Below are 22,709 nucleotides of genomic sequence, written 5' to 3'. Positions count from 1 at the left end.
GTCGTTGGCTTCTTCTAGGCGGGAGTCGATGAGCCGTGTCTGAATTGCGCTGACAGCTATGCGAAAGGAATCATCGACTGCGCGGGACCAGTGCCGGGACTTCACGCGCCGCGTCGGCGGGCGAGATACCAGGCGCGGGCGGCGCCTCGATCGTCTCGTCCCCACGCTGCACGCTCGCCGCCAGCAGAATCGCCTCGATCAATCGGGGATAGATGCCGCAGCGGCAGAGGTTGGTGATCCCGGCGCGGATATCGTCCTCGCTCGGATTGCGGTTCTTCTTCAGCAGGACCGATGCCGCCATCACGATGCCGGGGATGCAGAAGCCGCATTGCACGACATTCCCCGCGATCAGCGCCATTTGCGCCGGATGCGTGCGCTCGCGCGACAGGCCCTCGATCGTAGTGACGAAGCTGCCCTCGACCGCGCCGATCGGGCGCTGGCACGATCGTACCGCCTCCCCGTCGATATCGACCGTGCACGCACCGCATTCGCCAGTGCCGCAGCCATATTTGGTGCCGGTCAAATTGGAGGCATCGCGCAACGCCCACAGCAACGGTGTCTGTGGGTCCATCTTATAGTGCACGGGCTGATTGTTGACGGTGAAGCGAGTCATGTCGCTACGATAGCGCCGTGCGCACGATAGCGAAATGACCCGTTTCCGACGCTGCCGCTCGATGGCACCGCGCGGGCGGCGCGTTACATCTTGTACGAGATCCGAAGATAGCCGAACTGGCCTGGCACATCATAGGTGGTGGGATCATAATTCGGGCCGGTGCAGCTGAAGCACGCGGGTGGATCCTGGTTGAAGACGTTGTTCACGCCGACCGTCAGCGCGAGCTTCCGGTCAAACAGCGCGTAACCGATCTGCACGTCACCGTAGAACGTGCTCTTCAATTTGGTGCCATCGGCTTCGCGCACGGCATCAATGTAGCGACCCGTGAACGACGCGGTGAAGGCATCCATTGCCCAATCCAGCGTGCCATTGCCCTTAAACCGAGGATAGGACTGATCGGGGAAGCCGCGCGTGCTGCCCAGATAGTTGGTCGTGGTGAACCCGGTTGCGGCCGGGAATGTCTCGCTATACTTCATCAGGAAATTGCCGCTGCCGGTCAGGCCGAAGGTGCCTGCCGCCGTCTTCTTGGTGCGAAAAGCAGCGATCACGTCGATCCCGCGCGTGCGGATGCTGCCGATATTTTGCAACTGCGCGTTGATCCGCGAAATCAGGCCGTTTGGCGTGCGCGTGATCGCCGCGCAGCTCAGCGGATCGCCGCTGAAGGCACAGCGGCTGAGCGTCAGCGATGCGTCGACCGGCGCGATCGCATTGTCGACCTTGATGTCATAATAATTGACCTCAAGGCTCAACTGGCTGGCGAAGCCGCGACGCGCCCAGGTCGGCGAATATACGCCGCCGAACAGCAACGTCTTTGACGTTTCGGGCCGCAGATTGAGATTGCCGCCGGTCAGGACGCCCAACTGGCCGCCATTCGGCTCCTGATAACTGCCATTGGCGGGTACGCCATTGGCGGTGCAATTCGCCCGAACGCTGCCGACATTGTTACGATAGGGCGATCCCACGACGTTCGTGCAGGGGTCGTCGATCGGCGCATCGGCGCGCGATGCCGCACCGAACGACTCGCCAATCGCGGGTGCGCGAAATCCGGTCGCATAGGAACCGCGAAGCAACACGTCCCGCACCGGCTTCCAAGTGGCGCTCCCCGTATAGGTCGTCGTGCTGCCGCTGCGCGAGAAGTTCGCATGGCGCACGGCCCCGTCGAGATCGAGCGAATAGAAAAACGGCTGTTCCTTCAACACCGGCACGCGCAGCTCGCCGTAAACTTCGTTCGAAATATAGCTGCCGACGGCGGGAAGCGACGGGATGTCTGAGCTCAGCCCGGCTGCCGTGATCGGATCAGGATCGAAACTTCCCTTCTGGTACCGATGTTCATACCCGACCGCGAAGCCGACCGGTCCGGCCGGCAGTTCGAACAGGTCGCCGCTCAAATTTGCCGTATAGTCCTGCAGCTCCTGCGCGCTGCGGTTGCGCTCGGTATAGGTAATATAGGCAAGCTGATCGGCGGTGATCGATCCCGCCCCGCCGAAGATGTTCACCGGCACACAGGCACCCGTGCAGCGCGACACGGGGCCGAGCGCGCGGGCCAAGTTCGCTGCGTTGACGTTACCGGTGAAGGACTGTTTGGCATCGTTGAACCCGATGACCGCGCTCGCATCCCAATACCATTTGTGCGCGCCGACCGTGAACGACCCGTCCAGGCCGCCCGTGATCGACATGGTATTCACGTCTTGCGTGTAGGTGCGCTGTCCGGCCTCGACGAGGCGGCGGCGCACCGTCGAATAATTGGCTGGCGGATCACCCGGATTGCCCGCCGACAGGGTGCCGAACGGGTTGTACGGATTGCTTGCATCGATCGTGATCGTGTCGAGCAAATTGCCGTTGCCGGCATCCGGACCGATGAACAACGGCAGAAACGCAGCCTGATTCTGCGAGGTCCGGTGCGCATAGACCGCCTTCACGCGCAAATTGACGCTGGAGGACAGTTCCTGTTTGATGTTGACGAACCCGCCATAGCGTTCCGACGGGGTCAGGAAATAGTTGAAGGGCGAAAAGTTGAAGCGGGCGGCCGAGGTGAAGTTCGTAAAATCCCCGGTCGCGAGCGTCGGGTCATACACCGGTCGGCGCCCGATGACGGGCGCGCGCAGCGTCAAGCTCTGCCCGTTGACGTCATACCGCCCAAGCACCGGCGCGCTACTGCAGCCGCCAATCGGGTCAGTGCAGCTGGTCTGGCCTGGATTGGGAAATTGCGAAATCGCGCGGTTGCTCGTGCGCACGGCGTCCTGTTTGACGTAGCTGGCACCGAAGACGATGTTCGTCGTGTCACCCTTGATGCCATAGCTGGCATTGTAATCCTGCGTATGGCCATCGCCCTGACGGAAGGTTCCGAACTGTGCCGATGCCTGCAAGCCCTTCTGGCTCGACTTGGTGATGATGTTGACGACGCCGCCGAGCGCGTCAGATCCATAGAGCGGAGACTGCCCCGATTGCAGGACTTCGATCCGCTCGATCATATTCGCCGGGATCGTGTTCAAATCGACGGTCGACGGAATTCCGCTGGCACTGGCACCGTTCACGAAGCGCAGCCCGTCGACCAGCACCAGCGTACGCTTGGCCCCGAGATAACGCAGATCGATATTCGCCGATCCGGCGCCGACGCCGCCGCCATCGGGCGGATTGCCAATATTGCCGCTATTGTTGACCTTCGTATTGAGGCCGCCTGCGGCGCTCGGGAGGCGTTGGAGGATGTCGGCAACGCTACTCAGCCCGGTTTGATCGAGCGATGCCCGGTCAAGCGTAGTAACCGGCGAATCCTGATTGAGCGGATCGCGACGAATACGCGATCCCGTCACGATGATGTCTTCGCCGTCCGCAGTGGCGGTTGTCGGCGCGCTGGTTGTTTGCGCCTGCGCCGTGCTGGCTGTAAAAAGGAGAACGCCTCCGGTCAGAAGGCAGGACGAAAGAAGTGCAGATCTCGTCATTATTGTTCCCCTTTGTAATGTTATGTTTCTCCGATTTTGGATCTTTGCCAACCCCCGGAGTGTTATGGTGCATGGCGGCTCCCACTATCGTTACGGGGTGTTGCTGTATTGCAACGGATCATGGTGGCATTGCCCGCCGCTCAACGGGGACGTACACATCGGCCGTCAGCATTTGCTGAGCGATCTGCACCCTCACGCCGGAGAGCGGTTTTGCGCCATCTGACGATCCTTCTCGCCCTCGTGGCCGCACCCGCCGCCGCGGCGGACAAGGATGCAGCGGCCGCGGCGCTGCTGGCGCAGACCGCCGGGCGCTGGCAGGGGGAACTGCAGTATCGCGATTATCAGTCGAACACCTGGCAGGGCCTGCCGATGACCGTCACGATCGTAGCGCAGCCCGATCAAATGACGACGGTCCGCACCGCGCAATATGATGACGGGCCAAAGACCGGGATCGTCACGATTACTACGGTCAGTTCGGTCGATCCCGCCGCATCCACACTCAGCTACGCGAGCTTCCGACGAGCCCGCGCCACCGATGTTGGCCTTGAGAACATCACCAAGGTCGAGCAGGGCGCGGATCCGACGCACTGGACGATCGTGACCACCGAAAAGCGCACCGATGGCAATCAGGTCGCCGATGTCCGCGAAACCACGACGCGCGACGGCGATACGCTGACGACGCTGAAAGAGGTCAATCCGGTCGACGACGACAAGGACGTCTGGCTACCGCGCAACCGCTCGGTGCTGCGTCGCATCGGGGCGTAGCATTGGGGCGGCAGCAGACGCTGTCCTACACGCGCGCGATCTGCCATCCTCGCTGCGGCTCTTTCAAACCGTCGAAACCCGCCCGCCGCATGTGGCTCAGCACGCGCCGACAATCGCGGCCCGATGGCGAGCGTCTGCCGCCCGCCACCAACCTTCGATGGTGCGACTCACTGTGACTTTAAGCGTCGCTTGCGGCCCGCAAAAAACGCGTTTCGCGTAAATTTCCAGTGACTTTCCGCGCCGCTTACGCGCGCCAGCCGGTGTCGATCTTGTCGACTAGACGCACCATCGCCGCGAAATCCGCCGCGCCTGCGCCGCCGGGGATCTGCACCATATGCAGGTCGCGTTGATGCACCTTCACCACATCATCCGACACTTCCAGCGGTTCGCCCATCGACATCGTCGCCACCTGGATCTCGCACGCGCGCTGCAGCGACCAGTGTTTCAGGAACGCCTCGGGCAGCGTCTTGCCCATCACCAGGATGCCGTGGTTGCGCAGCAGCATCACGCGCTTGTCGCCGAGATGCTCCAGCAGGCGCGTGCCTTCCTCGTCGCGCACCGTGACGCCTTCGAAATCATGGTATGCGATATGGCCGTAGAAATTGCAGGCGTAGAAATTGGTCGGCCGCAACCCGCCCTTGACCGCGCTGACAGCCATCCCCGCCGTCGTATGCGTGTGCATGATGCAATGTGCGTCGGGCAAATGCCGGTGGAACAGCGCATGTTGCACGAACCCGGCGCGGTTCACCGGATAGGGGGATTCGTCCAGCTTGTTGCCGTCGATATCGATCTTGACCAGGCTCGACGCCGTCACTTCGCTGAAATGCAGCCCGAACGGGTTGATCAGGAACGCGCCCTCCTCACCCGGAATCTTGAGCGTGATGTGGTTGTAGATCATCTCCGACCAGCCGAGCATCGCGAACACGCGGTAACAGGCGGCGAGCTGCTGGCGCGTTTCCCATTCGGCTTCGGTCATCTGCGACGGGCTGATTGCGGCGGTGGCCATGGCGCTTCTCCTAATCGATTTTGCAGCGTTATCGCATGATCGGTATGGTCGCGCAAACGCCTGCTTCTGGTATCGCGGCAAATCCAAACCCGTTCGTGCTGAGCTTGTCGAAGCACCGCCGCCGCAGTCGAGGCTTCACATGCGGCACGGGCCCTTCGACACGCTCAGGGCGAACGGGATCTAGGCCAGTGCGGCGATCTCGGCCTCGTTCAGCCCCGCCTCGGCCAGGATCGTTGCACCGTCGGCCGCCTCTCCCATCCGTGGAGCCACCGTACCGCTGACCGAGTAACGCGGGGCAGGGGCGGGCTGCGCGATGCCGCCTGCGGTCACGAACGTGCCGCGCGCGACATTGTGCGGGTGCTGCGTCGCTTCCTCGAAATCGAGCACTGGCGCGACGCACGCCTCATGCCCGTCGAACGCGGCGACCCATGCGTCGCGGGTGCGCTGTTTGAAGCGCACGACCAGCTCCTGCTTCAGCTTTAGCCAGACGGCGGGCACGAACTGCGCATCCCACTCCGCCCCGTCCAGCCCCATGACACGGCGCAGAGCGGCATAGAATTGCGGCTCGATCGCCCCGACCGCCAGCCACTTCCCGTCGGCGGTCTCATATGTGTCATAGAAATGCGCGCCGCCATCGAGCAGATTCGTGCCGCGCTGGTCGTTCCACCGGCCTTGTCCGCGCATCCCCCAGATCATGGAGGTCAGCACCGCCGATCCATCGGTCATCGCGCAATCGACCACTTGCCCAACGCCGGTGGTCTTTGCCTGCAGCATCGCGGCGAGCATCCCGAAGGCGAGCATCATCCCGCCTCCGCCGAAATCGCCGACCAGATTCATCGGCGCGACTGGCTTCCCGCCTGCATCGCCGATCGCATGGAGCGTGCCCGAGATCGCGATATAGTCGATGTCATGCCCCGGCTCGGCGGCGAGCGGCCCGGTCTGGCCCCATCCCGTCATCCGCCCGAACACGAGCTTCGGATTGTCTGCAATCAGCACGTCAGGCCCCAATCCGAGCCGTTCCATCACGCCGGGACGGAATCCCTCGATCAGCCCGTCGCACGTAGCCGCGATCCGGCGCACCGCGGCCGCCGCTTCGGGCTTCTTCAGGTCGAGCGCGATCGTCCGCCGCGACCGCAGCAGCGGGTCGCGCGCATCGTCGCTCACCCCGCCGCCGCTGTTCGGCCGCCCCACGCGGATCACCTCGGCCCCGTGATCGGCCAGCATCATGCCGCAGAACGGACCCGGACCGATCCCGGCCAGTTCGAGGATGCGCAGGCCGGACAGCGGGGCAGGGGCGCGCATCAGAACGCCGCGATCCCGGTGATCGCCCGGCCGAGGATCAGCGCATGGACATCATGCGCGCCCTCATAGGTGTTGACCGTCTCCAGGTTCATCAGATGCCGCATCACCTGATACTCGCCGCTGATGCCGTTGCCGCCGTGCATGTCGCGGCTCATCCGCGCGATATCGAGCGCCTTGCCGACATTGTTGCGCTTGACGATCGAGATCATCTCGGGCGCGAACCGGCCTTGATCCATCAAGCGCCCGACGCGGAGGCTCGCCTGAAGGCCAAGCGCGATCTCGGTCTCCATATCGGCGAGCTTCTTCTGATACAGCTGACGCCCCGCCAGCGGTGTCCCGAATTGCTGCCGGTCCAGCCCGTATTGCCGGGCCGCATGGAAGCAGAATTCCGCCGCCCCCAGCGCGCCCCAACTGATCCCGTAGCGCGCGCGGTTGAGGCAACCGAACGGCCCCTTCAACCCCTGCACATCGGGCAGCAGCGCGTCTTCGGAAAGCTCGATCTCGTCCATCAGGATCATGCCGGTGATCGATGCGCGCAAGCTCAGCTTGCCCTCGATCTTCGGCGTCTTGAGCCCCTTAGCGCCACGCTCGACGATGAAGCCGCGGATTCCGTCGCCATGCGCTTCGGACTTTGCCCAGATGATGAACACGTCGGCGATCGGCGAGTTGCTGATCCAGGTTTTGGCGCCCGACAGCAAATACCCGCCATCGACCTTCTTGGCGCGCGTCGTCATGCTGCCGGGGTCGGACCCGGCGTCGGGTTCGGTCAGGCCGAAACAGCCGATCCATTCGCCGGTTGCCAGCTTGGGCAGATACTTCATCTTCTGCGCTTCCGACCCAAAGCTCAGGATCGGGTACATCACCAGGCTCGACTGCACCGACATCATCGACCGGTAGCCCGAGTCGATCCGCTCCACTTCCCGCGCGACCAGGCCGTACGCGACATAGGATGCGCCGACGCCGCCATATTGTTCGGGCACCGTCGGACCGAGCAGCCCGAGCGCGCCCATCTCGCGGAAGATTTCGGGGTCGGTGACCTCGTTCTGGAATGCATCGACGATGCGCGGCGCAAGCTTGTCCTGCGCATAGGCCCGCGCCGAATCGCGGATCATCCGTTCATCGTCTTCGAGTTGATCGTCGAGAAAGAAGGGGTCAGCCCAATCGAAACGCGCCATCTCGGCCATGCTACAGCTCCAAAACTACGGAAATTCGGTACGCGGCGGCTATTGCCCCAGCACGCGATCGTCGAACAGCCCAAACGCTAACGTGGAGGCATAATAACTAATCGCCCGCTCGCGCGTCATCGTGCTGGCCCATTTGCGCATGTCGAACGCGGCGTTTTGCATCGCCATCAACGCCTGCGAGGCGACGAGGGGATCGACCGGGCGGATCGATCCTTCCGCGATCCCGTCGCTCATCGTGCCCGCAAAGCGCCGCGCGATCCGGTTCGATCGATCGACCATCGCGCGCCGTGCGTCACCGGGCAAGCCGGACAGCGCGGTCGTCCGCAGCAGCGGCCCGCGCTCCGAAAACTGCACGTCGAGCAGGGTCGCGATCGTGCCCGACAGCCGATCCCAATGGGGTCCGCCGCGGTCGTCGGCGAAGCGCTGGGCATCTGCGACGGTGTCGAGGCTGCGCTTGTAACAGGCCAGCACCAGATCGTCCTTGGCGTCGAGATGGTGGTAGAAGCTGCCTTTGGTGACGTTCAGCTCGGACGCAATCTTCTGCACCGATGCGCCGCGATAGCCGAGCTCGTTGATCAGCCGCGTCGCCGCCAGCAGGAACGCCTCGCGCCCCGGCTCGGGCTCATCATGGGCAAGGTCGATCAGCGTTGGGTTCCAGCGCGCATCCGGCCCGGCGATGCCGTGCGCAAAGACGTCCATCAGCCGATCTTCGACTCGGTCGTACTGGTCGGGCTCGTAGCGATTGAGCCAGACCGGCAGCCAGAAGGTGTTTTCGAGCAGGACGTGCGCGCGGCCGCCGTGCAGATCGGTCTGTGCGCGGTTGGCCGCCGGCCCCCACAGGCTGCGTGTCTTGCGGAAAACTTCGCGCCAGCCAGTCATCAACCGGCCAAGCACCGGCTCCTCCATCGCGCGCAGATCGGATAGGATCGCGAACGGCGTCTCCTCGCCGCGCTGAATCCGGGCCAGACGCACCATGTTGAGCGACAGATACTTCGCGACCCGCGCGCGCGGCGTCGGTTCGGCCAGCGACTCGTCGAGCATCGCGAGCAGCTTTTCGAGCGTATATTCGAAACACGCCGCTGCCAGATCTTCCTTGCGCTTAAAATAGTAGGTGACGCTCGTGGTGTTGAGCCCGACGCGGCGCGCGACGTCGGCGAAGGTCATGCCTTTGGCGCTCTGTTCGTTGATCGCCTCGGCCGCCGCCGCCAGGATCGCGTCGCGCTTGGCGCGAAAGCGCTTGGTGCTGGTATCTTCCTCCAGCGCGATGGTCTCTGCGGCCTCCATGGCGAAACTGTAACAGCATCTTTTAGAAGAAACAGTCCCTTTCGAGCGGACTGCGAATACGGGCATTTTGATGCTCGAAGGCGCTTTACCGAAAACGCGGTACGGTCTAACGACCCGTGCAACAGCAGATTTGGAGAGCGGCGATGGACTTCACACTCAGCGAACGCGAAAGCTATTTCCGGGACCGCGTGCGGACGTTCATCGACCAGAATATCCGGCCCCGACAGGCCGAGTTCGACGAACAGCATCACGAGGGCGATCGCTGGAAGGTGATCCCGGTAATCGAAGAGATGAAGGACAAGGCCAAGGAAGCCGGCCTGTGGAATTTCTTCATGCCGCCACATTCGGGCCAGACGCATGTCGACGACAGCTTCGTGTTCGAAGGTACGCAGCTTACCAATCTCGAATATGCGCTGTGCGCCGAGGAAATGGGCAAGGTTGGCTGGGCGAGCGAGTGCTTCAATTGCTCGGCGCCTGATACTGGCAATATGGAAGTTTTCCATCGCTACGGCACGCTGGCGCAGAAGGAACAGTGGCTGCGCCCGCTGATGAACGGCGAAATCCGCTCGGTTTTCCTGATGACCGAACCGGCGGTCGCTTCATCGGACGCGACCAATATCGAGACGAGCATCGTGCGAGACGGCGATCATTATGTGATCAACGGCACGAAATGGTGGTCGTCGGGCGTGGGGGATCCGCGCTGCAAGATCGGCATCTTGATGGGCAAGACCAATCCCGATGCCTCGCGCCACAGCCAGCAGAGCCAGATCCTCGTGCCGATGGACACGCCCGGCGTGACGATCAAGCGGATGCTGTCGGTTTATGGCTATGATCACGCGCCGCATGGCCACGGCGAAGTGGTGTTCGAAAATGTCCGCGTTCCGGTGGAAAATCTGCTGCTCGGTGAAGGGCGTGGGTTCGAGATCGCGCAAGGGCGGCTCGGGCCGGGTCGCATTCATCACTGCATGCGCACGATCGGCGTCGCCGAGACGGCAATCGAGGCGATGGCCAAGCGGCTGCTGACCCGTGTCGCCTTCGGTAAGCGCATCGCCGATTTTTCGGTGTGGGAGGAGCGCATCGCGCGCGCCCGGATCGACATCGAGATAACGCGGCTGCTGTGCCTGAAGGCCGCCGACATGATGGACCGCGCGGGCAACAAGTCGGCACAGCAGGAAATCGCGATGATCAAGGTGCAGGCACCGCTGATGGCGTTGTCGATCCTCGATGATGCGATTCAGGCGCATGGCGGCGGCGGCGTGTCGGGCGATTTCCGCCTCGCGCACGATTGGGCGGCAATGCGCACGCTGCGCTTTGCCGACGGTCCCGACGAGGTGCACAACCGGGCCATCGCCCGCAATGAATTCGGCAAATATGCCGAATACAAGGCGGACCGCGTGTCGAGCGGCGACCTGGCAGCGACCCGGTGAAAGCGGCCGTCCTTTACGCTCCGAAAAGCGCGCTGGTGATCGACGATATCGCGATCTCCGATCCCGGCCCGCGCGAGGTGCTGATCCGTACGGTCGCGTGTGGGGTCTGCCGGTCCGACTTGCATTTCGTCGATGGTGCTTTCCCGCATCCGATGCCGACGGTGCCGGGGCATGAGGCGGCGGGCGTGGTCGAAGCGGTCGGCTCCGACGTCGCGCATTTGAAGGTCGGCGATCATGTCATCACCTTCTTCACGGTGTTTTGCGGCAGTTGCGAGATGTGCGTCACCGGACGCCCATCACTCTGTGTCGATCCATCGACGCGGCGGGCAAAGGGCGCGCCGCCGCGCTTGAGCCTGAAGGATGGCACGCCGCTGGCGCCGTTTCTCAATCTATCCGCTTTTGCCGAGATGATGCTGGTGCATGAAAATGCCTGCGTCGCGATCGACAAGGAAATGCCGCTCGACCGTGCGGCATTGCTTGGCTGCGCGGTGATCACCGGCGCCGGCGCGATCTTCAACGACAGCCAGCTCCGTCCCGGCGAGACGGTTGCGGTCATCGGCTGCGGCGGGATCGGGCTTGCTGCGATCAACGCGGCGAAGATTGCGGGGGCAGGGCAGATCCTCGCGATCGACCCTGTCGCCGACAAGCGCGCGCTCGCCGAGAAGCTCGGCGCGACGCATCTGCTAGACTCGAACGATCCGGACCTTGCCAAAAAGGTCGCCGGACTGACCGGGGGCGGCGTGCATTACGCGATTGAGGCGGTCGGGCGTCCCGAAACGGCAGAGCTCGCTTGGACGATCCTGCGGCGTGGCGGCACCGCCACCATTCTCGGCATGATCGCGCCGGGGGGCGAGGTGAAGATCGCCGGACCCACCTTCCTGACGGGCAAGAAGCTTCAAGGCTCGCTGCTCGGCTCCACGCGTTTCCCGATCGACATGCCGCGGCTGGTGCGACTGTATCTCGACGGCAAGCTCGATCTCGACACAATGGTGGCGGAGCGGATCAAGCTTGAGGACATCAACGAGGCCTTCGCCAAGTTGCGCACCGGCGACACGGTGCGTTCGGTGATCGAGTTCGCATGATGGCCGACAGCGCTGATATCTCGATGGTCGGCACGATTCCCCTCCCGGTCGACGATACGATCGATGCAGGCGCGGTCGCCGCGTGGATGAAGGGGCACATGCCCGACATCGACGGGCCAATCGTGTTATCAAAGTTCAAAGGTGGTCAGTCTAACCCGACGTATCGGGTTGATGTGTTGGGGAAAAGCTATGTCCTGCGGCGTCAGCCGTTCGGTAAGCTGCTGCCCTCCGCCCACGCCGTAGACCGTGAATATCGCCTGATCGCGGGGCTCCACCCGACCGGTTTCCCGGTACCGGCACCGTTCGGGCTGTGCGAGGATCCGGAAATCATCGGATCGATGTTCTACGTAATGGAACTGGTCGAGGGGCGTAGCCTGTGGGACGGCGCGCTGCCCGGTATGACCCCGCCCGAACGCCGTGCACATTATGATGCGATGGTCGATACTCTGGCGGCGCTGCACAACACTGATCATGTCGCCGCAGGCCTTGGCGAATATGGTCGGCCCGGCAATTATTTCGAGCGGCAAGTGGCGCGCTGGACCAAGCAATATCGCGCGTCCGAGACCGAGCATATGCCGGCGATGGAGTCGCTGATCGAGTGGCTCCCCGCGACGCTGCCCGAGCAGACGCGGACTTCGATCGTCCACGGCGATTACCGCATCGATAACATGATCTTCGCCGCCGACGCCCCGAAGGTGATCGCGGTGCTCGATTGGGAATTGTCGACACTCGGCGACCCGCTCGCCGACATTGCCTATTTCCTGATGAACTGGGTGACCGAACCCGAGGGTCGTTCGGGTGTGATGGGGCTCGACGGGCCGGAGAGCGGCATCCCTACGGTCGATGAGGTGGTCGCACGCTATTGCGCGGCGACCGGGCGCGACGGTCTGCCCAACCTCAATTGGTATTTCTCCTACAGCCTGTTCCGGCTGGCGGGTATCGTCCAGGGCATCAAAAAGCGCATCGTCGATGGCACCGCGTCGAGCGCGCAGGCTGCCAAGACGGCGGAGCGAGTCGGGCCGCTGGCCACGGCCGCCTGGGATTTTGCGAAACGGGCGGGGGCGTAAGGCATGTCGCAATTCGATCTGACCGGCAAAGTTGCGGTCATTACCGGCTCCTCACGCGGGATCGGCAAGGCGAGCGCATTCGAGCTGGCGGAGCATGGCGCGAAGGTCGTCATTTCCAGCCGCAAACAAGATGCGTGCGACGCAGTTGCTGCCGAGATCAATGCGAAATTCGGGGCGGCAACGGCCATCGCGGTCGCCGCCAACATTTCGGACAAGGCCGGGCTTCAGCATCTGGTGGACGAAACGCGCGCCGCTTTCGGGCAGATCGACATTCTGGTCTGCAACGCCGCCTCGAACCCTTATTACGGGCCGCAAGCGGGCATCTCGGACGAACAGTTCCGCAAGGTGCTCGACAACAATATCGTCTCCAACCACTGGCTGATCGCGATGGTGGCTCCAGAAATGCGCGAGCGGCGGGGCGGGAGCATCGTCATCATCTCCTCGATCGGCGGAATTCGCGGTACACCGATCATCGGCGCCTATGCCATCTCCAAGGCCGCGGACATGCAACTCGCGCGCAACCTCGCGCATGAATTCGGCCCCGACAATGTCCGCGTGAATTGCATCGCACCGGGCCTGATCAAGACCGATTTTGCGCGCGCGCTCTGGGAAGATCCGGCGCGGATCGCCGAGTCGAACCAGCGCGTGCCGCTGCGCCGCATCGGCGAGCCCGAGGAAATTGCGGGCGCGGTCGTGTTCCTGGCGAGTGCGGCGAGCAGTTTCATGACTGGGCAGACGATCGTGCTCGATGGCGGCGTGACGATTTAGGAGAGCAAGCGATGGCACGGTTCAGCGGCAAGTCGATCATCGTGACGGGCGCGGGTTCGGGGATCGGGCGCGCGGCGGCGTTGCTGTTCGCATCCGAAGGCGGCAGCGTCATCGTCGCCGACCTTTCCGACACGGTGCACGAAACCGCGGCGATGATCGATGCAGCGGGCGGCACGGCCCATGCGATCCAGATCGACGCCGGGCTGGAGGAAGACGTGATCCGCGCGGTCAATGTCGCCTGCGAGTATTACGGCGGCCTCGACGTGATGTTCGCCAACGCCGGTATCTCCGGTGGGATGGCCAATATCTTCGATACCGATGTCGCGCTGATCACCGAAGTGCTGCGGGTCAATCTGATCGGGCCATATCTCGCAATCAAGCACGCCGCGCCCAAGATCGCGGAGCGTGGCGGCGGCGCGATCGTGCTGACGGCAAGCGTCGCGGGGATTCGCTCGGGCGCCGGATCGCCGGCTTATTCCGCATCCAAGGCAGGCGTCATCAATCTCGCGATGGTGTCGGCCCAGCAATTGTCCGGCTCGAACGTGCGCGTCAACGCGATTTGCCCCGGCCTTACCGAGACCGGCATGACCAAGCCGACCTTCGATTATGCGCGTGAGGCGGGCAAGATGGAGAAGGTCGGGCGGCTCAACCCGCTGCGCCGCGGTGCGCAGCCCGAGGAGCTTGCCAAGGTTGCGGCCTTCCTCGCCTCGGACGATGCGAGCTACGTCAACGGACAGGCGATCGCGGTCGATGGCGGACTCTCCTCAAGTCACCCGGTGACCCGCCAGGAATATGGCAAGACGGCGGTATGACCGCGCCGCGCCATCGCGGCTGGCTCGCGCTGATTGGCCTGCTCCTGATCCTCGTCGGCGCGGCGTGCGCGATGCTGGTGCGGACTGCGCCCGATGCGAGCGGGAGCCCTGTACGCGTGACCGACATCCGTTTCGTCGGCACCGGCGGGACAGTGATGAGCGGCCTGCTCTACGTCCCCGCCTCCGCCAACCCGGCACACCGCGCGCCGGGTATCCTCGCGGTTCACGGCTATATCAATTCGCGCGAGACGCAGGATGGCTTCTCGATCGAATTCGCGCGGCGCGGTTATGTCGTGTTGGCGCTCGACCAGACCGGCCACGGTTATAGCGGCGGCAAGGCCTTCTCGAACGGGTTCGGCGGGCCGGATGGGCTGAAATACCTCCGCTCGTTGACGATGGTCGATCCCGACCAGATCGGCCTGGAAGGGCATAGCATGGGCGGCTGGACCGTCCTTGCCGCGGCCGCCGCGATGCCCGATGCCTATCGCGCGATCGTGCTGGAAGGATCCTCGACCGGCGCACCTTACGCCAGAGAGGGCAGCCCGGATTGGCCGCGCAATCTCGCGCTCGTCTACAGCCGCTATGACGAATTTTCGAAGATCATGTGGGGCGTCGATCGCGCCGTCGATCTCACCACCGGCAGTGCGAAATTGAAGAGCGTGTTCGGCACGAAGGAGACGATCGTGCCCGGCAAAACCTACGGTTCGATGGCGGCGGGGACCGCGCGGGTGCTCTATCAACCCGCGACGACGCATCCCGGCGACCATATCTCGACCGTCGCGATCGGTCACGCCACCGACTGGTTCGCCCGCACCTTGAAGGGTGGCACGCCGCGTCCGTCCAGCGATCAGATCTGGTATTGGAAGGAAATCGCGACCGGCGTCTCGCTGATTGGTTTCGTGTTGCTCGTGCTGGGCAGTTTTGACCTGCTGGTGCGCACGGCCCCGTTCGCCGGGCTGCGCGGGGCGCCCCGAGGCGTGTCTGCCACGCGCGATCGGCGCTGGCGGCGTGACCTTTGGCTCGCTGTCCTGGTGCCGACGTTGCTCTTCTATCCGTGCTTCATCGCGGTTTATCTGCTGCTCCCGGCCACCGCCTTCCTGCCCCAAACGGTCACGACGCAAGTGGCGGTGTGGGCGCTGGTCAGCGCGGCTGCAGGATGGGTGTTGCGGCGCTCCGGTACGGATCGGTCGCGCGCGGCGGACTCGCCGTGGGTGCCAGCGATTGCGATTGCGCTGATAACGACCGCCATCGCATACCTCGCTTTGTTTGCGGTCGATCGGCTGTTCGGCACTGACCTGCGTTTCTGGATTATCGCGGTGAAATGGCCTGATGCGCGGCAATGGGGCATCGCGCTGATCTATGTCGTACCGATCACGGCGGCATTCCTGGTGCAGCAACGCGGGGTGCTCGCGCTAATTGTGCCCAGCGATTGGCCAGGTCGGATGTATGGTAACGCAGTGCTGGCGATGGGTGGCGGGATCAGTGCGTTGATGGCGCTGATCTACGCGATCTTCTTCGCCACGGGCACCCTGATCACTGGCTTCGATCCCCTGACGACCGTTATCGCGCTGCAATTCGTCGCGGTGTTGCCGGTCATCGCGATCGTCGCCGTCTTCGTGTGGCGCCGCACCGGCAGCCACCGCGCCGGCGCTGTGCTGACCGGTATGCTGGTAACGCTCTACGTCGTGGCCGGGACCGCGACCCAGGCTTAGGTCTGAACCGCTCCCTTTGATCGCCGATGATGTGGACCGGCCCGGCGCCTTGACGGGGCGATCACCGTCATCAACCGAGGAACTGGACTATTCCCGCAAGCGGATCAGCCCTTCCTGCGCGCAAGAGGCGACCAGCCGCCCATCGCGGGAGAAGATCTTGCCCCGGTTGAAACCGCGCGCATGCCCCGCCCATGGGCTGTCGCAGACGTAGAGCAGCCAATCGTCGGCGCGGAAATCCTCGTGCAGCCACACGGTGTGATCGAGACTGGCGGTCTGCAATTTGTGCGTCATCCAATTGACGCCGTGCGCCAGCGTCGCGGTGCCAAGCAGCGACATGTCGGACGCATAGGCCAGGATCGCGCGGTGCATCGCGGGATCGTCGCCGATCGGCGCGACGACGCGGAACCAGCTATTCTGCGCCGGGGCCTGCTTGACCGGATCGAGCCAGCTCCGCGGTGAAACCGGGCGGATGTCGACCATCCGCGGCCGCATAAAGTTCGTGCGGAAGCGTTCCGGGATGCGATCGATCATTGCGAGGCGCAACTCGCGGTCGCTCGTCAATTCCTCGGGTGGTGTGACCTCGGGCATCGTGTCCTGATGGGCCAGGCCGCCCTCGGGGCGTTGCAGCGAGCAGGTCATGCTCAGGATCGGCTGGCCATGCTGCGTCGCGATCACGCGGCGCGTGGCGAAACTCTTGCCGTCGAAATCGCGCACCACGCGGTAAATGATCGGATGGTCCTCCGCGCCCGGTCGCATGAAATAGGCGTGGAGCGAATGCGCGATTTTGGGTTCGTCGGTCGAGCGCTGCGCGGCTTGCAGCGCCTGCCCGATCACCTGGCCGCCGAACACCCGCCCGAAGCCATCATTGCCGAGCTTCCCGCGATACAGATCGGTGTCGACCTCCTCAATATCGAGCAGGTCGACCAGGTCCCGCGCGAGCTGTTCGGGAGTGGGCGAGACTTCCATCAATAGCCCGCCGCGCGCGCGACGCGGTCGGCGTGGAAATTGGCATCGCCGAACACTTCGGCGAGCACGCGGGCGCGCTTCATGTAGAAGCCGATGTCATATTCATCGGTCATGCCGATGCCGCCGTGCATCTGCACGCCTTCCTGCACCGACAGCGTCGTTGCCATCGCGGTCATCGCCTTGGCGACCGAGACGGCGGTATCGGCGGCGTCGCTGCCGGCATCAAGCAATTGTTGCGCCTTGATCACCGCGGCGCGGGCGACTTCCATTTCACTATAGAGATGCGCGGCGCGGTGCTGGAGCGCCTGGAAGCTGCCGATCGTCGTGCCGAATTGCTTGCGCTGCTTCAGATACCCGACGGTCATGTCCATCGCGCCGCCACCGACGCCGAGCAACTCAGCCGAGGCACCGGTGCGGCCCGCGCGGAGGAGGCGGTCGAGCGGCGAGCGGCCGCCGTCGACGTCTCCGATCACCGCATCGGCATCGACCTCGACCCCGTCGAAATCGAGCCGTGCAGCGATGCTCGAATCGGCCAGGCGTTCAGGTGTGGCGGTGAGTTTGGCGAGGTCGTTGGGGATCGCGAACAGCGTCACCCCCTCGGCGTCATCCGCGCTCCCCGCGGTTCGCGCCGCGACGATCAGCAGGTCGGCGACATGGCCGTGGGTAACGAATTGCTTCTTGCCGGTCAGCTTGAAGCCGTTGCCGGAGCGTTCGGCCTTGAGGCCAACACTATCGCGGTGCTTCGCGCTCTCGTCGATCGCGAGGGCGGCGACGGTATCGCCAGCCACGATGCCGGGAAACCAGCGCGCGGCATGGGCGGTGCCCTGCAGCGCAGCGACCGCCGCGACCGCGGTCGTCAGGAACGGCGAGGGCGAGAGGTTGCGCCCGATCTCCTCAAGCACCACGCCGGCCTCGACATGACCGAGACCCAGCCCGCCCTCGTCCTCACCGATCAAGATGCCGGTGAAGCCCATTTCGGCAAAGCTCCTCCACAAATCGCGGCTGAAGCCGGTCGCGTCCTTCGCGTCGCGCAGCGCGCGCAGGTGTTTTACCGGCGCGTGTTCGCCCACGAAATCGCGGATGGTATCCTGCAGGGCGGTTTGGTCGTCGTCGAGAAACAGGGGCATTGTACGGGGTCTCCGTGTTCCGGCGAAGGCCGGAACGCTGGGTTAGTTACGCTTCGATCGCCAACGCTCCGGCCTGCGCCGGAGCACCGGGCGATCAGACGGAGGGCAATTCCAAAATCCGCTTGGCGATGATGTTGAGCTGGACCTCGCTCGTGCCGCCTTCGATCGAATTGGCCTTGGTACGCAGCCACGCGCGCGCCTCGGCGCCGTCGCGCGATGCCCCGCTCTCCCATTCGAGCAAATCAGAACCGCCCGCCGCCATCATCAGTTCGTGACGCGACTTGTTCAGCTCGGTCCCGTAATATTTCATCATCGAGGGCTGGGCAGGGTGAGCGCGACCCGCTTTCAGCTCATCGATGAAGCGTTCGGACATCGATCCGAACGCCTTCGACCGCACTTCGAAAGTTGCGATCGTTGCCCGCAGAAGGGGGTCGGCAAGGCGACCCTCATGGTCGAGGCCGATCGTGGCAATTGCGCCCTCGATCAAGGGGTTGCCGCCAGAACTTGCCAACCCCATGCCGGAAATCATCTCGCGTTCGTGGCCGAGCAGGTACTTGGCGACGTCCCAGCCTTTATTCTCATCATGAACGCGCTGCGACTTTGGCACCTTCACATTGTCCATGAAGGTTTCGCAGAAGGGCGAATAGCCCGAGATCAGCAGGATCGGCTTGGTCGAGACCCCGGGCGAGGCCATGTCGAACAGCACGAAGCTGATCCCGCCTTGCTTGCTGGTCTTGTCGGTGCGGACGAGGCAGAAAATCCAGTCGGCTTTGTCGGCGTAGGAGGTCCACACCTTCTGCCCGTTGATGACATAATGGTCGCCAGCGTCCTCGGCACTGGTGGCGAGGCTGGCGAGATCCGATCCGGCATTGGGCTCGGAATAGCCCTGGCACCAGCGGATTTCGCCACGCGCGATCTTGGTCAGATAGTCGAGCTTCTGCTCCTCGGTGCCGTATTTCAGCAGTGCTGGCCCAAGCATAGAGATACCAAAGGAATTGAGCGGGTTGCGCGCCTTTATTGCGGCCATCTCTTCGCGCAGCACTTTGGTCTCGGCGGGCGAGAGACCGCCGCCGCCATAAGCGACCGGCCAATCCGGCACGGTCCAGCCGCGTGAGGCCATCGCGTCCATCCATTCCTTCTGGCCGGGCTGAAAATCGGGGTTCCGCCCGCCCCAGCACGCATCCTTATCGGTGCGGATCGGCTCGCGCATTTCGGGCGGGCAGTTCGCCTCCAGCCAGGCGCGGGTTTCGGTGCGGAAGGTGTCGAGGTCGGTCATCTATCGGCTCCAGACAAGATCGTGCGCCGCGCGGGCGACGGCGATGGCGGTGTGGTCGGCATAACGGTCGGCAATCACTTGCACGCCGATCGGCAGACCGTCGGGATCGACGCCGACGGGCACGCTGGTGGCGGGCAAAAGCGGGAAGGTGGCCAGACCGGGGTACGCGATCTGCGCTGCGAACGGCGTCGCCTCGCCGTCTATCATCGCGGTCCGGTCGGCGAGCGGTGTGTCGTCGTGGGGGAAGGCGGTGGTGCCCCAGGCGGGGGCAATCACTGCGTCATACTCGCGGAACAGCCGACGCCAAGCGCGGCGGCAGGCGGCTTGCCGGTCGAGCAGCACGATCATCGGGGTCGAGGGTGGTCCGCCCGGGGAGGGTGCCCCGCGCGCCATCGCGACGGCGAGGATACGCATGTAATTTTCATGTTGCGCTACAAGATCGGGAAGTAACTCACTGTGATAATCAACTTTAGATCCCGCGGTGGCAAACGCCGTTCCAACCGCTTCGACAGCACCAGCCACGGCCACAGAAGCCTTGGCAAGTGGATGGCGCGCGAGGACTAGAATGCGCCATTCGCCAGCACCACGCGGTGCGGGCCTGGGCAAGGGAAGATCGCTCACCAGATCGAGCGCCAGCGCGAGATCGTCGGCATCGCGCGCGAGCGGGCCGATCACGCTGAGATTGGGCGCCGCCCCCTGCGTGCGCGGAAAATAATGGCCGTCGGTGTCGAGCATCCCGAAGGTCGGCTTATGCCCCCACACCCCGCAAAAGGCCGCAGGAACACGGATCGACCCGCCAATGTCCGATCCGAATTCGAGCGGTACGAAGCCGGCCGCAAGCGCAGCGGCCGATCCCCCCGATGATCCGCCGCTGACGCGGTCGAGGTTATGCGGGTTGCGGGTCCGGCCGTAATTAGGGTTGTTGGTCTGCAGATCGGCGAGGCCGACCGGAATGTTGGTCTTGCCGAGAATAACCGCGCCCGCAGCCTTCAACCGCTGCACCGCGACAGCATCCTCGGCCGCGATATGATCGGCGTGTTCCGCAAAGCCCCAGCTTGTCGCGAGGCCGGCGATGTCGAAGCTTTCCTTTACCGTCATCGGCACGCCGAGCAGTGCGCGCGCGTCCTTCGGCCCCGCGTCGACCGCGCGCGCGGCGTCGCGCGCACGGTCGAAATCGCGGATGACGACGGCATTGATCTCGCCATCGCCCGCTTCGATCCGCGCGATCGCCGCGTCGCACTCGGCGAGCGCGGTGGTTTCGCCCGAACGGATCGCGGCGGCGGTGGCGATGGCTGACTTCAATTGAAGCGTCCGTTGCTCTCGGCCTTGCTCTTGAGCAATTCGCTCACCGCAAAACCGTGCTTCTCGAGACCAGCGACGATCTTCTTCAGCCCCTCGCTATCGGCCCAGAACATTGGGCCGCCGCGATACACCGGCCAGCCATAGCCATAGATCCACACGACATCGATGTCGGACGCGCGCTGCGCCATCTTCTCTTCCAGGATCAGCGCGCCTTCATTGACCATCGTGTAGAGCGTCTTCTCGATGATTTCCTCATCGCTGATCTCACGCTTCTGCATGTTCGATTTCGCGCGGAAATCCTCGATGATCTCGGCGACGCGGGGGGAGGGAGTTGGGTTCCGCTTCTCGTCATAATCGTAGAAGCCCTTTTGCGTTTTCTGCCCCCAGCGTCCCTCGGCGGCGAGTGCATCGCGAATGCTTTCAATCCGGGTCGGATCGCGGTGCCAGCCGATATCGACGCCAGCGAGATCGCTCATCTGGAACGGCCCCATCGGCATGCCAAACTCGACGTGCACGCGGTCGATCTGTTCGGGCGTGGCGCCTTCCATCAGCAACTTCATCGCCTCGACCTGGCGCGGCTTGAGCATCCGGTTGCCGATGAAGCCGTCACATACGCCCGCGACGACCGCGACTTTCTTAATCGTCTTGGCGAGCGCCATCACGGTCGCGAGCACATCGTCCGCGGTCTTTTCCCCGCGCACGACTTCCAGCAACTTCATGACATTGGCAGGTGAAAAGAAGTGCATCCCGAGCACGTCGCCCGGGCGGTTGGTCGCGGCGGCGATTTCGTTGACGTCGAGATAGGAGGTGTTCGACGCGAGGATCGCTCCCGGCTTGCAGATCGCGTCGAGCTTGCCGAAGATCTCCTTCTTCACGTCCATATTCTCATACACCGCTTCGATCACCAGGTCGCAATCGGCGAGTGCGGCGAAGTCGAGCGTCGGGGTGAGCGCACCCATCGCGGCTTCGGCCTGTTCGGGCTTGATCCGGCCCTTAGATGCCGATGCCTCGTAATTCTTGCGGATCGTTCCGGTTCCGCGATCGAGCGCTTCCTGTGCCATCTCGACGATCGTCACCGGGATGCCCGCCGACAGGAAGTTCATCGAGATGCCGCCGCCCATCGTGCCAGCGCCGATGACGCCGACCTTCTTGATCGAACGCAGCGCGATCTTCGGGTCGATCCCGTCGATCTTCGCGGCCTGACGCTCGGCAAAGAAGATGTGACGCTGCGCCGCCGACTGGACGCCCATCATCAGCTTCATGAATTCGGCGCGTTCGAACGCGATACCCTCTTCGAAGCTCGAGCCGTCTGATGCCTTCTCGACACAGGCGATGTTGGCGGCGGGGGCGTCGAAGCCGCGGAAGCGCTTGGCATTGCCCTTTTTGAATGCGGCAACGGCTTCCGGGTCGGGCTGGGCGAGCTTCTCGCGGGCGCGGGGCAGCGGGCGTGCTGCGGCGATTTCGCGCGCGAACGCAATCGCATCGGCGACCAGACTGTCCTCTCCAGCGACCCGATCGATCAAGCCTGCACCAAGCGCCATCTTAGCCGAGATCGGATCGCCCTTCGCGGTCATCTCAAGCGCGACCTTCACCCCGGCGATGCGCGGGATGCGCTGCGTGCCGCCAGCCCCTGGGAGCAGGCCAAGCTTCACTTCTGGCGTGCCGATCTTCGCGCTCGGTACGGCGATGCGGTAATGGCAGCCGAGCGAGACTTCACACCCGCCGCCCAGCGCCGTGCCATGGATCGCGGCGACGACGGGCTTCTCGGCCAGCTCGATCAGATCGACGACGGTAGGCAGGCCCGGTTCCTGCATCGGGCGACCGAATTCGGTGATATCTGCGCCTGCAAAGAAGGTGCGCCCGTCGCAGCGGATTACGATCGCCTTCACCGCATCATTGGCGAGGCCCTCCTTTACTCCGGCCTCCAACCCCTGCCGCACCGCCGCGCCAAGCGCGTTCACCGGCGGGTTGTTCGAGATGATCACGAGGACGTCGTCATGCAGTTCGGTGGTGATCGGGCCGGTCATTTTCTTCTCCTGTGCTCCGGCGCAGGCCGGAGCCTTGGCCGCAAGCGGTT

General features: G+C 63.9%; 19 protein-coding genes. 8 read left to right on the top strand and 11 right to left on the bottom strand.

The genetic code is table 11. The features are described 5' to 3' along the window. Positions 1–70: 70 nt before the first annotated feature. Positions 71–613 (bottom strand): (2Fe-2S)-binding protein, encoded by a 543-nt coding sequence (locus HMP06_RS06605; RefSeq protein WP_176496374.1) that lies wholly within the window; start codon positions 611–613, stop codon positions 71–73. An 83-nt stretch (positions 614–696) separates the two neighbouring features. Beyond that, entirely contained in the window at positions 697–3,423 is a 2,727-nt protein-coding gene (locus HMP06_RS06600) for a TonB-dependent receptor domain-containing protein (RefSeq protein WP_232089890.1), read from the bottom strand. Position 3,424: 1 nt separating this feature from the next. Between HMP06_RS06600 and HMP06_RS17890 the strand changes: the two genes are divergently transcribed. Together HMP06_RS17890 and HMP06_RS06595 are read left to right on the top strand one after the other, a co-directional pair. Then, positions 3,425–3,775 carry a hypothetical protein gene (locus HMP06_RS17890; RefSeq protein ID WP_232089889.1) on the top strand — a complete coding sequence of 117 codons (351 nt, stop codon included), beginning with the start codon at positions 3,425–3,427 and terminating at the stop codon, positions 3,773–3,775. Between the two features lie 17 nt (positions 3,776–3,792). Continuing rightward, positions 3,793–4,317 (top strand): hypothetical protein, encoded by a 525-nt coding sequence (locus HMP06_RS06595; RefSeq protein ID WP_176496372.1) that lies wholly within the window; start codon positions 3,793–3,795, stop codon positions 4,315–4,317. 244 nt (positions 4,318–4,561) lie between these two features. On the opposite strand, the gene HMP06_RS06590 is transcribed toward HMP06_RS06595, so the two are convergent. The 4 genes from HMP06_RS06590 to HMP06_RS06575 form a co-directional block, all read right to left on the bottom strand. Next, positions 4,562–5,323 (bottom strand): class II aldolase/adducin family protein, encoded by a 762-nt coding sequence (locus HMP06_RS06590; RefSeq protein ID WP_176496371.1) that lies wholly within the window; start codon positions 5,321–5,323, stop codon positions 4,562–4,564. 180 nt (positions 5,324–5,503) lie between these two features. Beyond that, positions 5,504–6,625: a CaiB/BaiF CoA transferase family protein gene (locus tag HMP06_RS06585; RefSeq protein ID WP_176496370.1), complete on the bottom strand. Its 1,122-nt coding sequence runs from the start codon at positions 6,623–6,625 to the stop codon at positions 5,504–5,506. Beyond that, entirely contained in the window at positions 6,625–7,809 is a 1,185-nt protein-coding gene (locus HMP06_RS06580) for an acyl-CoA dehydrogenase (protein WP_176496369.1), read from the bottom strand. The genes HMP06_RS06585 and HMP06_RS06580 overlap by 1 nt, the downstream gene beginning before the upstream one ends. 39 nt (positions 7,810–7,848) lie before the next feature. Then, positions 7,849–9,093, bottom strand: coding sequence for a TetR/AcrR family transcriptional regulator (locus HMP06_RS06575; RefSeq protein WP_176496368.1), 1,245 nt, complete (start codon positions 9,091–9,093; stop codon positions 7,849–7,851). A gap of 143 nt (positions 9,094–9,236) precedes the next feature. Between HMP06_RS06575 and HMP06_RS06570 the strand changes: the two genes are divergently transcribed. From HMP06_RS06570 to HMP06_RS06545, 6 genes are read left to right on the top strand one after another with little or no spacing between them, the layout of a single operon-like run. Beyond that, positions 9,237–10,520 carry an acyl-CoA dehydrogenase family protein gene (locus HMP06_RS06570; RefSeq protein WP_176496367.1) on the top strand — a complete coding sequence of 428 codons (1,284 nt, stop codon included), beginning with the start codon at positions 9,237–9,239 and terminating at the stop codon, positions 10,518–10,520. Then, positions 10,517–11,602, top strand: coding sequence for a Zn-dependent alcohol dehydrogenase (locus HMP06_RS06565; protein ID WP_176496366.1), 1,086 nt, complete (start codon positions 10,517–10,519; stop codon positions 11,600–11,602). Before HMP06_RS06570 ends, HMP06_RS06565 begins: the two co-directional genes overlap by 4 nt. Further along, complete coding sequence (locus tag HMP06_RS06560; RefSeq protein WP_176498400.1) at positions 11,602–12,669, top strand: phosphotransferase family protein; 1,068 nt, start codon at positions 11,602–11,604, stop codon at positions 12,667–12,669. The genes HMP06_RS06565 and HMP06_RS06560 overlap by 1 nt, the downstream gene beginning before the upstream one ends. Positions 12,670–12,672: 3 nt before the next feature. Continuing rightward, positions 12,673–13,437, top strand: a complete 765-nt coding sequence (locus HMP06_RS06555; protein ID WP_176496365.1) for an SDR family NAD(P)-dependent oxidoreductase — start codon at positions 12,673–12,675, stop codon at positions 13,435–13,437. Between the two features lie 11 nt (positions 13,438–13,448). Next, positions 13,449–14,249 (top strand): SDR family NAD(P)-dependent oxidoreductase, encoded by an 801-nt coding sequence (locus tag HMP06_RS06550; protein WP_176496364.1) that lies wholly within the window; start codon positions 13,449–13,451, stop codon positions 14,247–14,249. Next, positions 14,246–15,961: an alpha/beta hydrolase family protein gene (locus HMP06_RS06545; protein ID WP_176496363.1), complete on the top strand. Its 1,716-nt coding sequence runs from the start codon at positions 14,246–14,248 to the stop codon at positions 15,959–15,961. The genes HMP06_RS06550 and HMP06_RS06545 overlap by 4 nt, the downstream gene beginning before the upstream one ends. An 87-nt stretch (positions 15,962–16,048) precedes the next feature. On the opposite strand, the gene HMP06_RS06540 is transcribed toward HMP06_RS06545, so the two are convergent. The 5 genes from HMP06_RS06540 to HMP06_RS06520 all read right to left on the bottom strand — a co-directional run bounded on the left by HMP06_RS06540 (position 16,049) and on the right by HMP06_RS06520 (position 22,659). Further along, on the bottom strand, positions 16,049–16,927 hold the full coding sequence (locus tag HMP06_RS06540) for an acyl-CoA thioesterase (protein ID WP_176496362.1): 879 nt from the start codon (positions 16,925–16,927) through the stop codon (positions 16,049–16,051). Beyond that, a complete protein-coding gene (locus HMP06_RS06535; RefSeq protein WP_176496361.1) occupies positions 16,927–18,054 on the bottom strand; it encodes an acyl-CoA dehydrogenase family protein in 1,128 nt (375 codons plus the stop codon). Before HMP06_RS06535 ends, HMP06_RS06540 begins: the two co-directional genes overlap by 1 nt. Before the next feature lie 94 nt (positions 18,055–18,148). Next, a complete protein-coding gene (locus HMP06_RS06530; RefSeq protein ID WP_176496360.1) occupies positions 18,149–19,330 on the bottom strand; it encodes an acyl-CoA dehydrogenase family protein in 1,182 nt (393 codons plus the stop codon). Continuing rightward, on the bottom strand, positions 19,331–20,632 hold the full coding sequence (locus HMP06_RS06525; RefSeq protein ID WP_176496359.1) for an amidase family protein: 1,302 nt from the start codon (positions 20,630–20,632) through the stop codon (positions 19,331–19,333). It lies immediately after the preceding gene. Next, positions 20,629–22,659 (bottom strand): 3-hydroxyacyl-CoA dehydrogenase NAD-binding domain-containing protein, encoded by a 2,031-nt coding sequence (locus HMP06_RS06520; protein WP_176498399.1) that lies wholly within the window; start codon positions 22,657–22,659, stop codon positions 20,629–20,631. The genes HMP06_RS06525 and HMP06_RS06520 overlap by 4 nt, the downstream gene beginning before the upstream one ends. Between the last annotated feature and the right edge of the window lie 50 nt (positions 22,660–22,709).

The sequence above is a fragment of the Sphingomonas sp. HMP6 genome, from assembly GCF_013374095.1.
Classification (GTDB): domain Bacteria; phylum Pseudomonadota; class Alphaproteobacteria; order Sphingomonadales; family Sphingomonadaceae; genus Sphingomonas.
Note: the sequence above shows the minus strand (reverse complement) of the source record. Positions and strands in the feature narration are given on the sequence as shown.

What these genes read in the sequence shown, in the direction of transcription:
- HMP06_RS06605 (WP_176496374.1), bottom strand. Translation starts at nt 613, where the DNA reads ATGACTCGCTTCACCGTCAACAATCAGCCCGTGCACTATAAGATGGAC.
- HMP06_RS17890 (WP_232089889.1), top strand. Translation starts at nt 3,425, where the DNA reads ATGATGTCTTCGCCGTCCGCAGTGGCGGTTGTCGGCGCGCTGGTTGTT.
- HMP06_RS06590 (WP_176496371.1), bottom strand. Translation starts at nt 5,323, where the DNA reads ATGGCCACCGCCGCAATCAGCCCGTCGCAGATGACCGAAGCCGAATGG.
- HMP06_RS06585 (WP_176496370.1), bottom strand. Translation starts at nt 6,625, where the DNA reads ATGCGCGCCCCTGCCCCGCTGTCCGGCCTGCGCATCCTCGAACTGGCC.
- HMP06_RS06580 (WP_176496369.1), bottom strand. Translation starts at nt 7,809, where the DNA reads ATGGCCGAGATGGCGCGTTTCGATTGGGCTGACCCCTTCTTTCTCGAC.
- HMP06_RS06575 (WP_176496368.1), bottom strand. Translation starts at nt 9,093, where the DNA reads ATGGAGGCCGCAGAGACCATCGCGCTGGAGGAAGATACCAGCACCAAG.
- HMP06_RS06570 (WP_176496367.1), top strand. Translation starts at nt 9,237, where the DNA reads ATGGACTTCACACTCAGCGAACGCGAAAGCTATTTCCGGGACCGCGTG.
- HMP06_RS06560 (WP_176498400.1), top strand. Translation starts at nt 11,602, where the DNA reads ATGGCCGACAGCGCTGATATCTCGATGGTCGGCACGATTCCCCTCCCG.
- HMP06_RS06555 (WP_176496365.1), top strand. Translation starts at nt 12,673, where the DNA reads ATGTCGCAATTCGATCTGACCGGCAAAGTTGCGGTCATTACCGGCTCC.
- HMP06_RS06550 (WP_176496364.1), top strand. Translation starts at nt 13,449, where the DNA reads ATGGCACGGTTCAGCGGCAAGTCGATCATCGTGACGGGCGCGGGTTCG.
- HMP06_RS06545 (WP_176496363.1), top strand. Translation starts at nt 14,246, where the DNA reads ATGACCGCGCCGCGCCATCGCGGCTGGCTCGCGCTGATTGGCCTGCTC.
- HMP06_RS06540 (WP_176496362.1), bottom strand. Translation starts at nt 16,927, where the DNA reads ATGGAAGTCTCGCCCACTCCCGAACAGCTCGCGCGGGACCTGGTCGAC.
- HMP06_RS06535 (WP_176496361.1), bottom strand. Translation starts at nt 18,054, where the DNA reads ATGCCCCTGTTTCTCGACGACGACCAAACCGCCCTGCAGGATACCATC.
- HMP06_RS06530 (WP_176496360.1), bottom strand. Translation starts at nt 19,330, where the DNA reads ATGACCGACCTCGACACCTTCCGCACCGAAACCCGCGCCTGGCTGGAG.
- HMP06_RS06520 (WP_176498399.1), bottom strand. Translation starts at nt 22,659, where the DNA reads ATGACCGGCCCGATCACCACCGAACTGCATGACGACGTCCTCGTGATC.